This is a genomic window from Saccharothrix sp. CB00851 (genome assembly GCF_001905065.1).
Classification (GTDB): Bacteria; Actinomycetota; Actinomycetes; order Mycobacteriales; family Pseudonocardiaceae; genus Actinosynnema.
In genome coordinates this window covers 38,261-55,868 of record NZ_LWLC01000003.1, presented here as the reverse complement: position 1 = coordinate 55,868, position 17,608 = coordinate 38,261, and the positions used below count along the sequence as shown (strand labels likewise).

Below are 17,608 nucleotides of genomic sequence, written 5' to 3'. Positions count from 1 at the left end.
GCGGGCTCAGCCGCGGTCGCCCACCGGTTCCAGGCGCAGCGCCCGGACTTCCTCGCGCAACGCCCTGATCTCCTCCAGCAACCGGTCGTCCGGCGTGCTCGGCGGGTGCGGCGCGGCCTCGGACTCCATCGCGCTGCACACCACCGCGATGAACAGGTTCAGCATGGTGAACGTGCCGACCAGCAGGTAGACCAGGAAGAAGATCCAGGCCAACGGCTGGGTGGCCATCAGGTCCCGCATCACGTCCGACCAGCCGTCGCCGGTGGTGATCTGGAACAGCGTCAGCAGGGTCGCGCCGAGGTCGCCGAACCGGGGATCGCCGCCGGCGCGGAACAGGTTGACCGCGACCACGCCGCCGACGTACAGCATCAGCACCAGCAGCCCGGACAGCGACAGCAGGCCCGGGATCGACTTCACCAGCGCGGACACCACCCGGCGCATGCTCGGCACCATCGCGATCAGCCGCAGCGCCCGCAGGATGCGCAGGGCGCGGACCACCGACAGCGGCCCGGCGGCGGGCAGCACGGCGACGCCGACGACGACGAAGTCGAAGCAGTTCCACGGGTCGCGGAAGAACCGGGGGCCGTGCGCGTAGAGCTTCGACGATCAGTCGGTAATCATCCATGGGCCATGATGGCGCGGGCCTCGGGAGGCCGGGACCCGCGCCCCGCGTCAGCGGTCCATCAAGGCGAACACGCCCCAGCCCAGGTACTCGCGTTGGTAGCGCGCGTACCGGGCCGGCGCGTGGTCGAGCTCGGCGCGCAGCACCGGCGCCAACTCGTCCTCCGGGTTCTCGTCCAGCCACCGGCGGGTGTTGAGCCACTGGGCCGCGACGTAGCGGTCCCAGCTGTCCTGGTCGGCCAGCACCATCTCGACCACGTCGCAGCCCAGCGCGCCGAACTGCGCCAGCAGGTCGGGCAGCGGCAGGAAGTCGTCCCGGCTGGACGCCTGGCTGCCTTCCACCGCGGCCTGGTCGGGCGGGTCGAGCCGCCAGAACGGGTGCCCGATCAGCAGCAGGCCGCCGGGGCGCAGGCTGCGCCGCAGCAGCTCCACCGTGCCGGGCACGCCGTCGCCGATCCAGGTGGCGCCGACGCACGCGGCGACGTCCACCGGCTCGTCCGCGACGTGACCCGACGCGTCGGCGTGCACGAACTCCACCCGGTCGGCCACACCCAACTCGGCCGCACGGGCTTTCGCCGAGGCCAGGAACGTCGCGCTGAGGTCGACGCCCGTGCCGGTGATCCCGTGGTCGCGGGCCCAGGTGCACAGCATCTCGCCCGAACCGCAGGCCAGGTCGAGCACGCTCCAGCCGGGAGCCGGGCGCAGTGCCCGCCCGAGGACGGCCAACTTGGCGTCGTCCAGCGGGTTGTGGATGCGGTGGGTGCTTTCGCGGATGGTGAAACTACGGGGTATGTCCACTTCCGGTTGTCCTCACGTGACGGGGAAAGGTCGGCGTGATCGGCCGCGTGGCGGCCGGGAACCGGACGGGCATGCAATGCACCTCTTCGCACTCGTGAGGACGGACGGCGGTGAGGCTAGGCGTGGCCGCGAGCGGCTGTCCACCGGTTTGCCGGAGCGTCTCGATTGGGCTGTCCACTGTGGACTACGGGTGGATATGAACCCCTATTCGGTCCGATCTCGGAATGGTGACCCCAGAATTGCGGGGAAATGCTCCTGATCACCCGAATGCGCGGCGCGGATTCGGTAGCGTCGATGGTTACAGGGAGGAAGTCAAGTCCAGGGGGGACCATGACGGCCGGCCGCTTGATTCTCGACGACGGCGAATTGTCCTACGACAGACGTGGCGACGGGCCACCGGTCGTGCTGCTGCACGCCGGCGGGCTCGGCGGCGTCACGTGGGACCGCCAGTTCACGTTGCTCGCACACGACCACACCGTGATCCGGTACGACGCGCGGGGCCACGGCGGGTCGTCGCCGGTGACGGGACCGTTCGCGCACCACGAAGACCTGAAGGAACTGCTGGACGGGCTCGGCCTCGACCGGGTGACGCTGGTCGGCCTGTCGCTGGGCGCCCGCACCGCGATCGACTTCGCGCTCCTGCACCCCGACCGGGTGGTCGTCGGCGACCGCGACTCGTCCGACATCCACGCGGTGGCCGACCTCGTGCGCGAGTCCGCGCCGCGCGCGGAGGAGGTCGTCGTGGAGGGCGCCGGTCACCTGGTGAACCTCGACCGCCCGGACGAGTTCGACCGGGCCCTGCTGCGGTTCCTCCGCGCGTCGCGATGAACGGCGGCTTCCACCAGGCGGTGCTCGAACGGGCCGACGCCGCCGTGCTGGTGGTGGATCCGAGCGACCTGGGCGTCCGGTGGGCGTCCCCGGCGGCCCGGCGGTTGTTCGGCGGCGCGTCCGGCCTGCTGCCGGACCTGGTGGCGACCGGTGACGCGGCGGCGGTCGGCACGTTCCTGCAGGCGACGGGCAGGGCGGGCGCCTCGCGGTTGTCGTGCGCGGTGCCGGTGGAGGGTTCCGTGCACCGACGGGTGGACCTGGTCGCCCGGGACCTGAGCGCGGACCCGGACGTGCGCGGCCTGGTGGTGGTGGCGCTCGACGTCACGGGCTGGGCGGAGACGGCCGACGAGCTGGGCAGCCGGCTCAACACCGACGCGCTGACGGGCCTGGCCAACCGCACCGGGTTCCTGCCGCGGCTGGAGCAGGCCGTGCGCGGCGCGCCGGGACCGGTGCTGGTGTTCCTCGACCTCGACCAGTTCAAGGACGTCAACGACCGCCACGGGCACGCCGCAGGCGACCACGTGCTGCGGCTGGTCGCGTCCCGGCTGGCCGCGGTGGTCGCCGGTCGCGGCACGGCGGCCAGGCTCGGCGGTGACGAGTTCGTCGTGCTGCTCGACGAGCTGGACGAGCAGCAGGCGATCGACGCGGCGCGGGAGATCCTGGCCGTGATCGCCACGCCGGTGACGTTGGACGAGGGCGTGATCCGGGTGTCGGTGTCGGCGGGCATCACGTTCGTCCGGTCCGGCCGCGGCGCGGAGGACCTGCTGCACCAGGCCGACCTGGCGATGTACCGGGCGAAGACGATCCCGGTCGGCGTCGCCGTCTACGACGAGGACCTGGAGGACTGGGCGCTGGCGCGCAAGCACCAGGTCGACCGGCTCGCCGAACGGCTGGAGGAGCTGCACGCGGAGAACCGGGCGCTGGCCGAGGCGGCGACCATCGACCAGCGGACGGGCCTGCCGAACCCGGCCACGTTCGACGCCGACCACGCCCGCCGCAACCGCGCCGGCGAGCCGTACGGCCTGCTGCTGGTCGACATCGACCGGTTCCACAGCTACAACACGCTGTACCGCTACCTGGCCGGGCACGAGACGTTGCGCAAGGTCGGCGAGGCCATCGTCCGCACCACCCGCACGGGTGATCGCGCGTACCGGTACGGGGGCGAGGAGTTCACCGTGCTGCTGCCCGGCACGCGGCTGGAGGGCGCGCTGGCGTCGGCCGAGCGGATCAGGCAGGCGGTGGAACGGCTGGGGCTGGAGCACCGGGGCAACACCGGTGGAGTGGTGACGGTGTCGATCGGCGCGGTGGAGGTGATGCCCGGCGCGTCCGTCACCGACGCGGTGGAGGAGGCCAGCGTGGCGGTGCTGGAGGCCAAGGACGCGGGCCGCAACCGCGTGGTCGGCCGCCGCACGGGCGGCTAGCTGAAGCCATCACCCGCCTGGGGCTGGCGTCGTCCGTTCAGCGCAGCCGATGACTACTTTGTGTAGAGAAATGTCGGAGATTCATGTCCAGTCGATGAACTCATCTGGACTAACGTCATGAGTGTGATGACTCTGAGTCAGGGTTCAGTGTGAACCACGACTCGCTTCAGCACTTCTCCGACGGCCTGTCCACCCTGGTGCTGGCCTACATCGTCTCCGTCATCGGCTCGCTGATCGGCCTGGCCTGCATGGCCCGCGCCCAGGGCGAGCCGACCCGTGCCACCAAGGCGCGCTGGACCGTGTTCGGCGCGTTCGCCATCGGTGGCGTCGCGATCTGGCTGATGCACTTCATCGCCATGCTCGGCTTCGACATCCCGGGCGCCGCGGTGAAGTACTCCGTGCCGCTGACCGCGCTGTCCGCCGTGGTGGCGATCGGCGTGGTCGGACTCGGGCTGTCGCTGGTGACGCTCGTCCGGTTCACCAGGATGCGGCTGCTCGTCGCGGGCACGCTGGCCGGGCTCGGCGTCGCCGGTATGCACTACCTGGGCATGTCGGCCATCCGGTTCCGCGGCGAGATCACCTACGACCGGACGCTCGTGGTGCTGTCCTGCGTGATCGCGGTCGTGGCGGCGACCGCCGCGTTCTGGTTCACCCTGGTCGTCAAGACCGGCGTGGCCAGGGTCGCGGCAGGGTTGATCATGGGCGTGGCGGTCACCGGCATGCACTACACCGGCATGGCCGCGGTGCGGGTCACGACCGACCCGACGATGCCCTCCCCGCAGGGCACCGCCGTGTTCGACCTGGTGTTCCCGGTGTTCGTGACCAGCGCCCTGGTGGTGGCGGCACTGCTGTGGATGCTCTTCACCGCCGACGACGAGGTGGTGGGGGAGACCGCGTAGGCACGGCTACGGTGGGCCGCGTGACGTGGTCGGCGGTGGTCCTGGCGGGTGGTCGGGGCAGCAGGCTGGGCGGCGTCGACAAGGCGTCGCTCGTGGTCGGCGGCCGCACGCTGCTCGACCACGTGCTGGACGCGGTGGCGCTCGCCCGGCGGACCGTCGTCGTCGGCCCGCGCAAGGACCACGTGCCCGGCGTGACGTGGGCCCGGGAGGAACCGCCCGGCGGCGGACCGGTCGCCGGGCTGGCCGCCGGGCTCGCCCACGTCGGGACGGACCTGGTGGTGGTGCTCGCGGTGGACCAGCCGGGCCTCACCCGGTCCACGGTGGACCGCCTCCTCGCGGCCGTCGGCGAGACCGGCGCGGTGCTCGTGGACGAGGAAGGGCGGTCGCAGTGGCTCATCGGCGCGTGGCGCACCGACGCGCTGCGCGCGGCCCTGCCGGACGACCCGCGCGACACCTCCCTGCGCTCGGTCCTCGGCCCGCTGGACCCGGTACCCGTCATCGCCCGACCGGGTGAGGCACGGGACGTCGACACGCCACGCGACCTGACACCGTGACGGGGTACCAAGATCGGGTGAGAACGGCGTGAGCTGCGTCGCTGCCCGGATTCCGGCGGCCGACCCCCTTCACAAGAGCCATACCGACGGCAGGAGAGACTGGGCCACAGTCGTACAACCCTGTCGAGGAGGACCTTTGTCCGAGCCCGCCGCCGAGGCGCCCAACACGCCGGCTCGTGACGCCCAGTTGCTCGAACGCACCGTGTTCGAGGTCAAGCGGGTGATCGTCGGTCAGGACCGGCTGGTCGAGCGGATGCTCGTCGGCCTGCTGGCCAAGGGCCACCTGCTGCTGGAGGGCGTGCCCGGCGTGGCCAAGACGCTGGCCGTGGAGACGTTCGCCAACGTCGTCGGCGGCTCGTTCTCCCGCGTCCAGTTCACCCCCGACCTGGTGCCCGCCGACATCCTCGGCACCCGCATCTACCGCCAGGGCAGCGAGAGCTTCGACGTCGAGCTCGGCCCCGTGGTGGCGAACTTCGTGCTCGCCGACGAGATCAACCGCGCGCCCGCCAAGGTGCAGTCGGCGATGCTGGAGGTCATGGCCGAGCGGCACGTGTCCATCGGCGGCAAGACGTTCCCGATGCCCACCCCGTTCCTGGTCCTGGCCACCCAGAACCCGATCGAGAACGAGGGCGTCTACCCGCTGCCCGAGGCGCAGCGCGACCGGTTCCTGTTCAAGATCCAGGTCGAGTACCCGACGGCCGAGGAGGAGCGGGAGATCGTCTACCGGATGGGCGTCGAGCCGCCGGTGCCCACCCAGGTGCTCGGCCCGGACGAGCTGGTCCGCCTGCAGGGCGTGGCCTCCCGGGTCTTCGTGCACCACGCGCTGGTCGACTACGTGGTGCGGCTGGTCATCGCGACCCGCGCGCCCAAGGAGCACCAGCTCACCGACGTCGCCGGGTGGGTCGCCTACGGCGCCTCGCCGCGTGCCAGCCTCGGCATCATCGCCGCCGCCCGCGCCCTGGCGCTGGTGCGCGGGCGCGACTACGTGCTGCCGCAGGACATCGTCGACGTGGTGCCGGACGTGCTGCGGCACCGACTGGTGCTGTCCTACGACGCGCTGGCCGACGGCGTCCCGCTGGACCACATCATCACCCGCGTGCTGCAGACGGTGCCGTTGCCGCAGGTCTCCGCACGTCCGCAGACGCCGCAGCCCGCGGGCAGGCCGTGACCGAGCCGAACCCGACGGCCGCCGACCGGCCGAGCTGGGCGCCGCCGGTGCTGCACGGCGGCCGGATGGAAGCGGCGCTGCGCACGCTCGAACTGGAGGTGCGCCGCCGGCTGGACGGCCTGCTCCAGGGCAACCACCTGGGCCTGGTGCCCGGACCGGGCTCCGAGCCCGGCGAGGCGCGGCCCTACCAGCCCGGTGACGACGTGCGGCGGATGGACTGGGCGGTCACCGCACGCACCACCGTGCCGCACATCCGCGAGACCGTCGCCGACCGCGAGCTGGAGACGTGGCTCGCGATCGACCTGTCGCCGAGCCTGGACTTCGGCACGGCGGCGTGCGAGAAGCGCGACCTGGTGGTTGCCGCGACGGCCGCCGTGGCGCACCTGACCCGCGGTGGTGGCAACCGGATCGGCGCCCTGGTGTCGACCGGCGACAACCTCGTCCGCGTGCCCGCGCGCGGCGGTCTGGCGCACTCGCGCGGCCTGATCCGCAAGGTGGCCGAGACGCCGCGCGCCCCCGAGGGCACCCGCGGCTCGCTGGCCGACGTGGTCGAGCAGCTGCGCCGTCCACCTCGTCGGCGCGGCCTGGTCGTGGTGATCTCGGACTTCCTCGGCGGCACCGAGTGGCAGCGCCCGCTGCGCGCGTTGTCCGCCCGGCACGACCTGGTGGCCGTCGAGGTCGTCGACCCGCGTGACATCGACCTGCCCGAGGTGGGCACGGTCGTGCTCGCGGACCCGGAGTCGGGGCGGCAGCGCGAGGTCGTCGCGTCACCGCTGCTGCGCCGGGAGTTCGCCGCCGCGGCGGCCGAGCACCGCGCCGAGGTGGCCGCGGGCCTGCGCCGCGCCGGTGCCGGCCACCTGGTGCTGCGCACCGACTCGGACTGGATCGCCGACACCGTGAGGTTCGTCGTCGCGCGCAAGCGGCGCTGGTCGGGAGGGGTGGCCTGATGAGCCTGTCGGGCTTCACCGCGCCGTGGTGGTTCCTGCTGCTCGTGGTGGTGGCGGGGCTGGCCGCGTTCTACGTGGTGCTGCAACGCGTGCTGCGCAAGCGGACGCTGCGGTTCGCCAACCTGCCGATGCTGGAGAAGGTCGCGCCCAAGCGGCAGGGCTGGTACAAGCACGTGCCGGCGGCGCTGCTGATGGTCGCGTTCATCGTGCTGACCGTGGCGCTGGCCGGGCCGACCGCCGAGCAGAAGGTGCCGCGCAACCGCGCCACGGTGATGCTGGTGGTCGACACGTCGCTGTCGATGAAGGCCACCGACGTGCAGCCGTCCCGGTTGGAGGCCGCGCAGGTGGCCGCCAAGTCGTTCGCCGACGGGCTCACGCCGGGCATCAACCTGGGGCTGATCTCGTTCGCGGGCTCGGCGACCGTGCTGGTCGCGCCGACCACCGACCGTGCCGCGGTCACGCAGAGCATCGACGGGCTCAAGCTGGCCCAGTCCACCGCGACCGGTGACGCGATCGTGGCCGCGCTGGCGGCGATCGACTCGTTCGGCAAGGTCGTCGGCGGTGCGGACGGCCCGCCGCCCGCGCGGATCGTGCTGATGACGGACGGCAAGGAGACCGTCGGCACGCGTGACGCGTTCGACGCGGCGGAGGACGCGAAGACGGCGGGCGTCCCGATTTCCACGATCTCGTTCGGCACCGAGGAGGGCGTGGTCGAGATCGAGGGGCGGCGGCAGGAGGTGCCGGTGGACGACGACTCGATGAAGGAGATCGCGAAGCTGTCCGGCGGCGAGTTCTTCAAGGCCGCGAGCGCCGAGGAGCTGCGCCGGGTGTACGACACGCTCGGCGAGCAGATCGGGTACGAGAAGAAGCAGGCCGACGCGTCGCGGCCGTGGGTGGCGCTGGGCACCGTGCTCGGGATGATCGCCGTGGCGGGTGCGCTGCTCTTCGGGCAACGTCTGCCGTGACGCGGCAGTATGTCGCCCGTGGTGGTGGCGGAGAACTGGCGGGAGATGGTCGACTGGTCCGTGGCGCTGCTGCGCCGCGGTACCGGCGAGGGCGTGCCGGAGTGGAATCGGCGGGTCTTGTCCACCGGCCTGGACAACGAGCGTGACCTGCGGATTTGGCTGCGTGAGCAGGGCGTGTCGGGCTATCCGCAGATGCTGCTGGTGATGGAGCGGTTCGGTTACCCCGAGCTGCTGAGCGCGTCGTCGGACGCGCTGGTGGACGCCCAGTACGCCGACCGGCCGGAACTGCGCCCCATCCTCGACCGGCTGCTGGCCGAGGCGGCGTTGCTGGGGCCGATGCACGTCCAGGCGCGCAAGACGTACGTGGCCCTGGTGACGCCGCGCCGGACGTTCGCGGTGGTCAAGGCCCGCACCCGGGCCCGCGTCGACCTGGGCCTGCGCCTGGCCGGCCACCCACCGACCGGCCGTCTGGAGCCGGCGGGCTCCGTGGGCAACGACACCATCACCCTGCGGATCGGCATCGGCAGCGCCGACGACATCGACGACGACACCCTCGCCTACCTGCGCCACGCCTACACCGCCAACACCTGACCGCGAGAGTCCAACGCTCACGCGCCGAGAGTCGTCCCTTCACCTCGCGCGTGTCCTACGTTCGCGTCGCGCGTGTCCTACGTTCAGAACACCCGAGTTGAACACTCAGCACACGGCCTGCCGTCCGGAGCGTTGAATTCGGGTGTTCCGAACGTAGGACACGCGCGTTCTGAAGGTAGGACACGCGCGTTCTGAACGTAGGACACACGCGGGCTGGGGGTTGGACTCTCGGGTCAGCCGTGGAGGGTGCGGTAGGTGGCGGCGGCGCCCGGGTGGAGGGGGAGGCCGGCGGTGCCGATCAGACTGCGGACGTCGAGGAACTGGGTGCCCAGGGTTTGGCCGGGGACCAGGGCGGCGGCGCGGGAGACCAGCGTCCGGGTGACGGCGGCGGCCACGTCGTCCGGCAACGACGCCCGGCACACCAGCAGGTTGGCCACGCCGATGGTCGGCACCTCACGGGTCGCGCCGTACACCCCGACCGGCACGGGCACCTGCTCGTACACCGAACCGTGCGCCGCCCGCAGCCGCGGCACGAGGTCGGCCAACGGCAGCAGCCGGATGCCCGCCAGGCCGTCCAACGTGGGCGTCGGCACGCCACCCGACCACAGCAGCGCGTCGATCCGCCGCTGCGCCAACGCCTGTGCCGCGTCACCGAGCCGCAGGTGCTCCACCCGCACGGCGCCGCGCAGCCCGAGCGCCACCAGCATCCGCTCACCCGACAGCGACGCCCCGGACCCCTCCGCGCCCAACGACAGGGTGCGCCCGGCGAGGTCGGCCGGAAGCCGCGCCGGGTCGTCATCGCGCACGACCAGCTGCAGGTAGTTCTCGTACACCCGGCCCAGCGCGCGCAACTCCAGCCCCGGATCGGCGACCAGGGCGGAGTCGGCCAGGGTCAGCGCGACCTGCGCCTCGCCCGACCCCAGCAACGCCAGGTTCGCCAGGCTGCCCTCGGTCTCCAACGCACGGCCGCGCACGTCGATCAGCTGCTCGGCGAGCAGGGTGGCGAAGTCGAAGTACATGCCGCCGCGCTCACCGGCGGCGATCGCGATCTCACCCGACGGCACGCCGGTCGTGCACCCCGCGGCCAGCAGCCCGAGCAGGAACACCCGCCGGTTCACAGCGCCGGCTCCAGCGGCAGCGCGACCCGCGCGGTGAACCCGTCCGCCGACGACAGGGTCAGCACGCCCTGCCGCGCCTTGACCAGCTGGTCCGCGATCGCCAGGCCCAGACCCGTGCCCGGCGGCCCGGACCGCCCCCGCCAGAACCTCGACGTGGCCAACGCCAGCTCCTCCTCGCTCAAGCCCGGACCGTCGTCGTGCACCTCCACCCACCCGATCCCGGCCGCCCGGTCCGCGCCGAGCGACACCCGCACCGCGCCGCCGTACTTGACCGCGTTGTCCAGCAGCACGTCGAGCACCTGTGCCAAGTCCGACTCCGGGCACCGCACCAGCACCGCCAGCACGGGCGTCTCCGGCAGCGGCACCTGCCAGAACCCGGCCCGGTCCACCGCCACCGCACCCACGTCGGCCAACTCCGGTTCACGCCCGCCCGCCGCGACCTCGGTGGCCGCGCTCTCCGCCGACGCCAGCGCCAGCAGACCGTCCAGCAGCGACTCCAGCCGTTCGATCTCGGCCACGCCCGCCGTGTACGCGCGCAGGCCCTCGGGCTTGACCTGACCGCTCAACGTGTCCATCCGCAGCCGCAATGCCGCCATCGGGTTGCGCAACTGGTGCGACGCGTCCGCGATCAGCCGCCGCTGCTGGTCGGCGGCCTCCGTCACGGCGTCGGACATCCGGTTGAACGACTCCGACAACTCACGCACCTCCGGTGGACCGCTGCTGCCCGGCACGTGCGCCCGCCGCTCGCCCGCGGCCACCGCGCGGACGCCGATCGCCAACTCCGCCAACGGCTTGAGCAGCCACCGCGCGACCGCCAGCACCAGCAGGACCGAGATGACGGCCGCCGCCAGCGCGCCGCCGAGGACCAGCAGCCACCGCGTGGTCACGTCCGCCGCCGCGCGGTCCAGCGACGCGCGCAGCACCACCGCACCGGCCACCCGCGTCCCCGTGCCGACCGGCCGGGCGAACACCACGTCACCCGACGACCACGGCTTCACCGTCGGCACCGACGACGCCGGCTGGTTGCGCAGCGCGGCGTCCAGCACCCGCGCCAACGCGGGGTCGTCGGCGGTCAGCCCGGCCTGCGCGACCGGTTGCCTGCGCGCGTCGACCACGACCACCGGATCGCCGTACAGCTCGACGTACGCGGCGACCTCGTCCTCCAAGGCCGCCTTGTCGCCGGTGGTCTCGGCCTGCTGCGCGAGTGCGGCGAAGCGGTCCAGGTCGCCGGTGCGGGTGAGCACGAACCGCTGCGTGCGCTCGGCGGCCGTGGACGACAGCAGCGGCACGGCGAACCCCGCCACCGCGACGGCGGAGAACAACAGCAGCACCAGCAGCAGACGACGGCGCATTCACTCACCGAGCCGGTAGCCGAAACCGCGGATGGTGGTCAGCAGGCCGGGGCGGTCCAGCTTGGCCCGCAGCCCCGCCAGGTGCACGTCCAGCGACCGTGACACGGCCAGGTACGCGTCACCCCACACCTCGTCCATGAGCTGCTGACGGCTGACCGCCGTGCCCGCGCGGCTGGCCAGCGCGGCGAGCACGTCGAACTCCTTGGTGGTCAACGAGACCTCCGCGGCTCCGACCACCACCCGCCTGCCCTCCAGGTCGATCTCGACGTCACCGACCCGCACCGTGCGGTCCTTCGGCCCGGTGAGCGCCGCACTCCGCCGCGCGACCGCGTCCATCCGGGCCAGCAACTCACCGAGGCGGACCGGTTTCACCAGGTAGTCGTCCGCACCGAGACGAAGGCCACGCACTATCGACCGCTCGTCGCCCCGCGCCGTGAGCACCAGCACAGGCACCGGCGACACCTTGCGGATCTTGCGCAGCACCTCCAGCCCGTCGGTGTCGGGCAGGCCCAAGTCGAGTAGCAGCAGGTCGAAGTCTCGGTGGACCAGGAGCGCGTCCGCGCCGCGGGCCACCCGGCTCGGCCGGTGGTCGTTGGCCTCCAGCGCCTCGACCAAGGCGTCGGCGACCCCGTCGTCGTCCTCGACGAGCAGCACGCGCACCCGTCCACCCCCTTTGGTTGGGGCGATTATGGCGTTCGAGGTGTAGACAGTGGCTGTGAGCATTGACGAACACGTGCCCGCGGTCCTGCTGGACGAGGCCAGTGAGGCATTGGAAGAGCTCGCGGGCGTGCTGGCCGAGGGCCAGACCTTGCGGGAGGCGTTGCAGCAGGTGGCCGAGTCGGCTTCCCGGGTCATCCCGGACGCGGAGAACGTCAGCGTGACCGTAGTCGACCCCGGCGGGGCGTCCACGCTGGCGGCGACCGACGAGAAAGTCCTCGCCATCGATGCCGACCAGTACGCGGCGGGCGACGGCCCGTGCTTGGAGGCGGCCACGAGGCAGCGGCCCATTCGGGCCACCGTGGCGGACGGCCGGGACAAGTGGCCCGAGTTCGCCGCCGCGGCCGAGCGCGCCGGGGTGCGCGCCTACCTGTCCGCGCCGATCGTGGTCGCGGACGAGATGATCGGCTCACTGAACCTCTACAGCTCCGAGGAACGGGCGTTCGACCCGTTCGACGAGGCGTTGCTGCGGCTGTTCGTCACCGCCGCGTCCACCACGATCACCGGGTTCCGCCGGTACGAGCGGTCCCGTCAGCTGGTCGAGCACCTCCAGCGCGCGCTGGAGTCGCGTGCCGAGATCGACCAGGCCAAGGGCGTGCTGATGGCCGCGCACGGTGTCGACGCCGAGGAGGCGTTCGGTCAGCTCGTGGCCGAGTCCCAGCAGCACAACACCAAGCTGCGCGAGGTGGCGCGCAACCTGCTCGACTCGGTGCGAAGACGGCCGTGATTGTCACCGCCCTGACAAAAGTCGAATTCGAATTTTGGTTTCCGCAACAGGCGTGAATTGGTCGGCGACGATACGGCGACGTGCGGTTAGGGTGGGGAAACTCGATTTCCCTATTCTGGTCCGAGGAGAAGCATGCGCTCCAACCGTGTCGCGGCGGCGGGATTCGCCGTAGTGGTCTCCGCTGTGCTTTCCGCGTGCGCCGACGACCCGTCGTCGGCGATGAGGACGTTCGACACGCCGCAGGCGTTGGCCGAGGCGAACCGGGTGGCCGCCGAGGGCAAGGGATCGGTCACCGTCGACCTCGACCTCGCGACGAACGGCAAGGGCAGCTGCGGGTTGCGCACCGACGACTTCGCCGCGTCGTGCCGGATCTCGATCGCCGACGCCGAGGAGGTCGCGTACGTGATGGTGCCGGACGGCATCTTCGTGCGGATACCGGCCGGCCAGGCGCCGCAGCCGGACAAGCCGTGGCTCAGGATCGACCCGGACGACCCGGACAACCCGTTGGGGCGGGCGATGGCGGAGGTCGCGGTGCGCATCCGCGACACCGCCGACATCCGCAAGGCGCTGCCCGAGGGCGCGCGGATCGTGGAGAAGGCAGAGGAGTCCTTGTCCGGCAGGCAGACCGTCCGCTACACCGCGCACGTGACGGTGAACGGGCAGGCGTCGGTGCTGAAGCTGTGGGTGGACGACGAGGACCTGCCGGTGAAGACCGAGGTGCGCACGCCGGTCGAGGGCGGCGAGCCGGTGCAGGTGGTGGCGCACTACCGCGATTGGGGCAAGCCGGTCGACATCACGGCGCCCACTCCGGAGCAGCTCGGGCAACTGCCGACGTTGCCGGGCTGACCGCGGATCGGCCCCCTCCGGGAGTTCCGCGGAGGGGGCCGATGTCGTTGGTGGGCAAGGGGATCTAGACGTGGCGACGGGTGCGGCGCAGATAGAGGAGGACGCCCGCGCCCACGGCGAGGAGCGCGCCACCCAGGACGAGCGGGCCCCTGATCGAGGAACCGGTGTTGGCGAGCCCCTTCTTGTCCGGGTGCGTCACCGGGACCACGGCCTGCGACGTGGTGGTCGTGGTGCTGCTGCTGGTGGCCGACGTCGTGGTGCTGGTGGCAGCGCTCGTGGTGGTGGACGTCGGAACCGTTGTGGTGGTGGACCCCGTAGTGGTGGTGGTGCTGGTGGTCGGTTGAGTGGTGGTCGTTGTGGTCGTGGTGGTGGTCGGCCGAGTGGTCGTCGTCGTGGTGGTTGTTGTGGTCGTGGTGGTTGTCGTCGTCGGACTCGTCGTGGTTGTCGTGGTGGGATCGGTGGTGGTGGTTGTCGTCGTCGGTGACGTCGTCGTGGTGGTTGTGGGTTCCGTCGTGGTGGTGGTGGTGGAGTCGGTGGTGGTGGTCGTCGGCTCCGTGGTGGTGGTCGTTGTCGTGGGTTCGGTCGTCGTTGTGGTAGGCGTCGTCGTGGTGGTGGTGCCCTCGGGCAGCACCGTGAACTCGTACAGGCGAGTCGACTGGCCCGGCTTGAGCGTGCACGGCGAGGTGAACGTGCCCAGCCCCGTCTCCGAACCGTCGGCGGTGCGCGGGGTCAGGGTGGTCGTGAAGTCACCGACGTCGATGGTCGTGGTGCCCGCGAAGGGGAAGCTCAACGACGGCTGGGTGCCCGTGGCGACCGTGTCGAACTCGCCCGACGGCGGGACCGCGGTCTTGGCCACGGTCAGGTCGGGCACGATGTCGAGCACCAGCCCCGCGTTGTCGATCACGGTCTGCGCCGACGCGGTGCCTTCCACGGTCGCCGCGCCGACGAGCGCCAGGCCCTGCGTCGCCAGTTCCGGCACGGTGGCGGTCGCGGTCACGCGGGCCTCGGGTACGGGTTCGCCGACCACCGCGGTGTCCGGGAGGTCCTCGACCACGATCTCGACGCTCATGTCCTGCGCGCCGATCAACGGGAACGGGCAGTTGTAGACCAGGGTGAGCGTCGCCGTCGCCGCGCTGCCGACACCCGCGCCCCACAGGGCCGATCCGCCGACCACCACCGCGGTGACACCCAGCGCGGCCACCCGGTGCCGCAATCTCATCTCAGATCCTCTCCTGGAGAAACGTCGGGGCGGGCCGGCGACGTCGCCGGCCCGCCCGCGGTCGGATCACTGCCCGGTGCCGTCGACGACGGTCAGGCCGTCACGGTGAAGGTGTGGAGCAGCGTGTTCTGGTTCGGCTTGAGCGTGCAGGCGGAGGTGAACGTGCCGAGGCCGGTCAAGCTGCCGTTGGACCGGCGCGGCGTCAACGTGGTGCTGAAGGCGCCGACGTTGACCGTGGTGGTGCCCGCCCTGGTGAAGGTGACCGGCGCCGTGCCGCCCGTGGCGATGGTGTTGAACGAGCCGGACGCCGGGATGTTCGTCTTGGCCACCACGAGGTTCGCCACGACGTTCTGCACCGCGCCCGCGTTGTCCACCGCGGTGCTCGCGACCGCGGTGCCCTCCACGGTCGCCGCGCCGACCAGCCTGAGCCCGAGGGTCGCGCTCGACGGCACGGTGGCGATGGCGGTCACCCGCGTCGGCGGGGCCGGCTGGCCGACCACCGCGGAGTCGGCCAGGTCGGCCACGGTGATGCGGACCGTCATGTCCTGGGTGCCGATCAACGGGAACGGGCAGCTGTACGCCAGGGTCAGGCTCTTGGTGGCGGCCATACCGGTGCCCGCGCCGGCGAACGCCACCGATCCGATGACGGCGATGGCGACCGCGAGTGCGCCGACGACCCTACGGCCAGTGAGTTTCAGCATGTGCGTCTCCTCGTCGAGAGCAGTGCGGAAAACAGGGTGTGTGCGGTGTGCGGCGGAAGGCTACTCGTCAGTAAAGTAGCTTTGACGCGCAGGCTGGGCAAGTATTTCTTTCACGTTTTCCCAGGCTGTGTCAGGGAGGCGACAAAAGCGCCGGAAAGAGTTGTCATACGCGTGACAAATCATCGCCCGGCGCTTGTCCGGCCCGGTTCGGGAAAGTAGTTTCGAAGAATGAGCGGAGGCGGGCGGTGAGGATCGCGGTGGTGCTGGCCGCCGTCGCCGTGCTGCTGGGCGCGGCGCTGACCCCGACGTGGGTCGTGCGCCACGCCGAGGTGCGCGCTCCGGTGCGGGCGGCCGGTATCAAGGTCTCCTACCAGGTCGACGGGGTGAGTCGGATCCACAAACTCCAGTCCGACCTCGCCATCGGCCCCGGCACGCTCGAAGCCGAGATCGACCTCGTCAGCGGCACCATCACCGGCGACCTCTCGCTGCCGCCGAGTTACGGGTACTTCATCGTGTTCGGCTTCGTGCCCAACACCGCGCGCACCGACCTGATCCCGGTCGCCAAGGTCACCGGCACCATCGAGGACGGGAACGTCAAGGCGAACGCCAAGCTCGTCATCCAGCTCGGCGAGGTCGCCGTCAACGCGCAGCCGCTGGACGTCGGCCAGGCGTGCCGGACGGTCGAACCCGCGTCGATCGACCTCGAAGGGCCGTTCGAGCTGGCGAAGATGCGGATGAAGGGCGTCTACACGATTCCGCCTTTCGGTGGCTGCCAGGGCCGGGAGCGGCTGGACCCGCTGCTGACCGGCCTGATCTCCGGGCCGGGCAACGCGATCGACCTCACGCTGACCTTGCTCCCGACGGTCCCGTGAATCCCGGCGGACCGGCCGACCCGAGCTGCCTGGCCGGTCCGGGTGACCCGCCGAGCAGCCGCAACGCCCGCAGCGCGATACCCATGTCGAACAACGCGTCCGGGTCGTGCAGCTTCGCCCCGAACAGCTCCTCCAACTGCCGCAACCGGTAGCGCACCGTCTGCGGGTGCACGGCGAGGCTGGACGCGACCTCGGGCGCGCTGCCCCGTGTCTCCACCCACGCGGTCATCGTCTCCCGCATCCGCTGCTGCTGCTTCGGCGTCAGCCCTTCCAGCGGTGCCAGCGTCCGCTTCACCAGCTCGCGCACCAGCTCCTCGTCACCGAGCAGCAGCAACGTCGACAGGTGCTCGGTGGTGTCCACCATCGGCTTGTCCGCGATCACGCCAGACTGGATCAGCGTGATCGTGCGGCGGGCCCAGCGCAGCGACTGCCGCGCCGACGCCAGCGGCACGACCGGGCCGACGGCCGCGCGCCACCCGCCGAGTTTCTGCTCCAGCGCGACCAGCTGCCGTTCCGGGTCGGTGAGCAGCAGGCACGGCTCGCTGCCCTCCAGGTCCATCAGGATGTCCTCGTGCAGCGACGGTATCGGCAGCTGGTGCTGGTCGGTCCGCCGTTCCAGCGCCACCACCAGCACCTTGTCCGGCAACGGCCAGTGCGCGGCCTCGGCCAGCTCCGCCAGCGCGTTCGGGTGGTAGCCCGGCTCGCCCAGGAGCAGTTCCAGCAACCGCTTGCGCCGCCGCTGCAACGCGCCCGCGTGCCGGGCCTGCGCCTCGGCGTACCCCTCCATCGAGCGCAGCGACAGCTCGTCGATGTACGCGAAGATCGCCTCGGCTATGAGGCACATGGTGGCCAGCGGCACGCGTTCGGTCTGGCCGAACTCGGAGATCCGCCGCCACGCCACCCGCGCACCGATCCGGTACGCGGTCTGCAGCAGGTCGAGGCTGCGTCCCGCGCTGACCTCCAGCTTGCCCAGCAGCCGGAACAGCTTGGCCCGGTCCTCGCGTTGCGCGGTCGGGTCGACCATCCGGTCGATGAACTGGTGGATCGCCTGTTCCACTCCCTCGACCACCACTTGGCCGAACATTCCCTCCAACTTCTGTGAATATTCGGTGATCTGGTTCTGGATTTCCCGGACCATGTCCACGGCCACGTCACCGGCCCTGGCGCGGAACTTCGGCGCGAGGTCGGCGGGCAGTTGCTCCCACAGGTCCGTGTTCCCGATGAGCGGTAACTCGGAGGCTCGGAGTTCTCCGGTTCTGTTCAT

Annotated in this window: 18 protein-coding genes and 1 pseudogene; 11 read left to right on the top strand and 8 right to left on the bottom strand. The window is 71.5% G+C overall.

Translation table 11 applies throughout. The features are described from left to right. Positions 1-6: 6 nt before the first annotated feature. Both A6A25_RS05560 and A6A25_RS05555 read right to left on the bottom strand, forming a co-directional pair. Positions 7-588: pseudogene (locus A6A25_RS05560) on the bottom strand (ion transporter); the annotation flags it as partial. A gap of 84 nt (positions 589-672) precedes the next feature. Continuing rightward, on the bottom strand, positions 673-1,419 hold the full coding sequence (locus A6A25_RS05555) for an SAM-dependent methyltransferase (RefSeq protein WP_073886686.1): 747 nt from the start codon (positions 1,417-1,419) through the stop codon (positions 673-675). A 330-nt stretch (positions 1,420-1,749) separates the two neighbouring features. Between A6A25_RS05555 and A6A25_RS05550 the strand changes: the two genes are divergently transcribed. From A6A25_RS05550 to A6A25_RS05515, 8 genes are all read left to right on the top strand, one after another. Then, a complete protein-coding gene (locus A6A25_RS05550; RefSeq protein WP_073886685.1) occupies positions 1,750-2,247 on the top strand; it encodes an alpha/beta fold hydrolase in 498 nt (165 codons plus the stop codon). Then, positions 2,244-3,668 (top strand): sensor domain-containing diguanylate cyclase, encoded by a 1,425-nt coding sequence (locus tag A6A25_RS05545; RefSeq protein ID WP_073886684.1) that lies wholly within the window; start codon positions 2,244-2,246, stop codon positions 3,666-3,668. The genes A6A25_RS05550 and A6A25_RS05545 overlap by 4 nt, the downstream gene beginning before the upstream one ends. A gap of 149 nt (positions 3,669-3,817) precedes the next feature. Continuing rightward, the gene (locus tag A6A25_RS05540) at positions 3,818-4,567 is read left to right on the top strand and encodes an MHYT domain-containing protein (RefSeq protein ID WP_073886683.1); all 750 of its coding nucleotides are present in this window, start codon (positions 3,818-3,820) and stop codon (positions 4,565-4,567) included. A gap of 20 nt (positions 4,568-4,587) precedes the next feature. Next, positions 4,588-5,121, top strand: a complete 534-nt coding sequence (gene mobA, locus A6A25_RS05535; protein WP_073886813.1) for a molybdenum cofactor guanylyltransferase — start codon at positions 4,588-4,590, stop codon at positions 5,119-5,121. A 136-nt stretch (positions 5,122-5,257) separates the two neighbouring features. Next, positions 5,258-6,289 carry an AAA family ATPase gene (locus A6A25_RS05530; RefSeq protein WP_073886682.1) on the top strand — a complete coding sequence of 344 codons (1,032 nt, stop codon included), beginning with the start codon at positions 5,258-5,260 and terminating at the stop codon, positions 6,287-6,289. A 65-nt stretch (positions 6,290-6,354) separates the two neighbouring features. After that, positions 6,355-7,236 carry a DUF58 domain-containing protein gene (locus A6A25_RS05525; RefSeq protein WP_241828522.1) on the top strand — a complete coding sequence of 294 codons (882 nt, stop codon included), beginning with the start codon at positions 6,355-6,357 and terminating at the stop codon, positions 7,234-7,236. Then, positions 7,236-8,201, top strand: a complete 966-nt coding sequence (locus tag A6A25_RS05520) for a VWA domain-containing protein (protein WP_073886680.1) — start codon at positions 7,236-7,238, stop codon at positions 8,199-8,201. Before A6A25_RS05525 ends, A6A25_RS05520 begins: the two co-directional genes overlap by 1 nt. A gap of 9 nt (positions 8,202-8,210) precedes the next feature. Continuing rightward, positions 8,211-8,792, top strand: coding sequence for a DUF5655 domain-containing protein (locus tag A6A25_RS05515; RefSeq protein ID WP_073886679.1), 582 nt, complete (start codon positions 8,211-8,213; stop codon positions 8,790-8,792). 233 nt (positions 8,793-9,025) lie between these two features. On the opposite strand, the gene A6A25_RS05510 is transcribed toward A6A25_RS05515, so the two are convergent. Genes A6A25_RS05510 through A6A25_RS05500 form a run of 3 tightly spaced genes read right to left on the bottom strand, consistent with a single transcriptional unit; the run spans position 9,026 to position 11,922 of the window. Further along, positions 9,026-9,910, bottom strand: coding sequence for a TAXI family TRAP transporter solute-binding subunit (locus A6A25_RS05510; protein WP_073886678.1), 885 nt, complete (start codon positions 9,908-9,910; stop codon positions 9,026-9,028). Then, on the bottom strand, positions 9,907-11,262 hold the full coding sequence (locus tag A6A25_RS05505) for a sensor histidine kinase (RefSeq protein ID WP_073886677.1): 1,356 nt from the start codon (positions 11,260-11,262) through the stop codon (positions 9,907-9,909). Before A6A25_RS05505 ends, A6A25_RS05510 begins: the two co-directional genes overlap by 4 nt. Continuing rightward, positions 11,263-11,922: a response regulator transcription factor gene (locus A6A25_RS05500; protein ID WP_073886676.1), complete on the bottom strand. Its 660-nt coding sequence runs from the start codon at positions 11,920-11,922 to the stop codon at positions 11,263-11,265. Positions 11,923-11,971: 49 nt separating this feature from the next. On the opposite strand from A6A25_RS05500, the gene A6A25_RS05495 reads away from it, so the two are divergent. Together A6A25_RS05495 and A6A25_RS05490 are read left to right on the top strand one after the other, a co-directional pair. Continuing rightward, on the top strand, positions 11,972-12,706 hold the full coding sequence (locus A6A25_RS05495) for an ANTAR domain-containing response regulator (RefSeq protein WP_073886675.1): 735 nt from the start codon (positions 11,972-11,974) through the stop codon (positions 12,704-12,706). 132 nt (positions 12,707-12,838) lie between these two features. Then, positions 12,839-13,552, top strand: coding sequence for a hypothetical protein (locus tag A6A25_RS05490; protein ID WP_073886674.1), 714 nt, complete (start codon positions 12,839-12,841; stop codon positions 13,550-13,552). Positions 13,553-13,616: 64 nt separating this feature from the next. Here A6A25_RS05490 and A6A25_RS44590 read toward each other — a convergent pair whose 3' ends face one another. Continuing rightward, positions 13,617-14,771 (bottom strand): DUF6801 domain-containing protein, encoded by a 1,155-nt coding sequence (locus A6A25_RS44590; protein ID WP_198932578.1) that lies wholly within the window; start codon positions 14,769-14,771, stop codon positions 13,617-13,619. Positions 14,772-14,863: 92 nt separating this feature from the next. Next, a complete protein-coding gene (locus A6A25_RS05480) occupies positions 14,864-15,472 on the bottom strand; it encodes a DUF6801 domain-containing protein (protein ID WP_083667993.1) in 609 nt (202 codons plus the stop codon). Between the two features lie 245 nt (positions 15,473-15,717). Between A6A25_RS05480 and A6A25_RS05475 the strand changes: the two genes are divergently transcribed. Next, the gene (locus A6A25_RS05475; protein WP_073886673.1) at positions 15,718-16,344 is read left to right on the top strand and encodes a hypothetical protein; all 627 of its coding nucleotides are present in this window, start codon (positions 15,718-15,720) and stop codon (positions 16,342-16,344) included. Here the strand turns inward: A6A25_RS05475 and A6A25_RS05470 are convergent. Continuing rightward, positions 16,313-17,608: a helix-turn-helix domain-containing protein gene (locus tag A6A25_RS05470; protein ID WP_073886672.1), complete on the bottom strand. Its 1,296-nt coding sequence runs from the start codon at positions 17,606-17,608 to the stop codon at positions 16,313-16,315. The genes A6A25_RS05475 and A6A25_RS05470 overlap by 32 nt on opposite strands.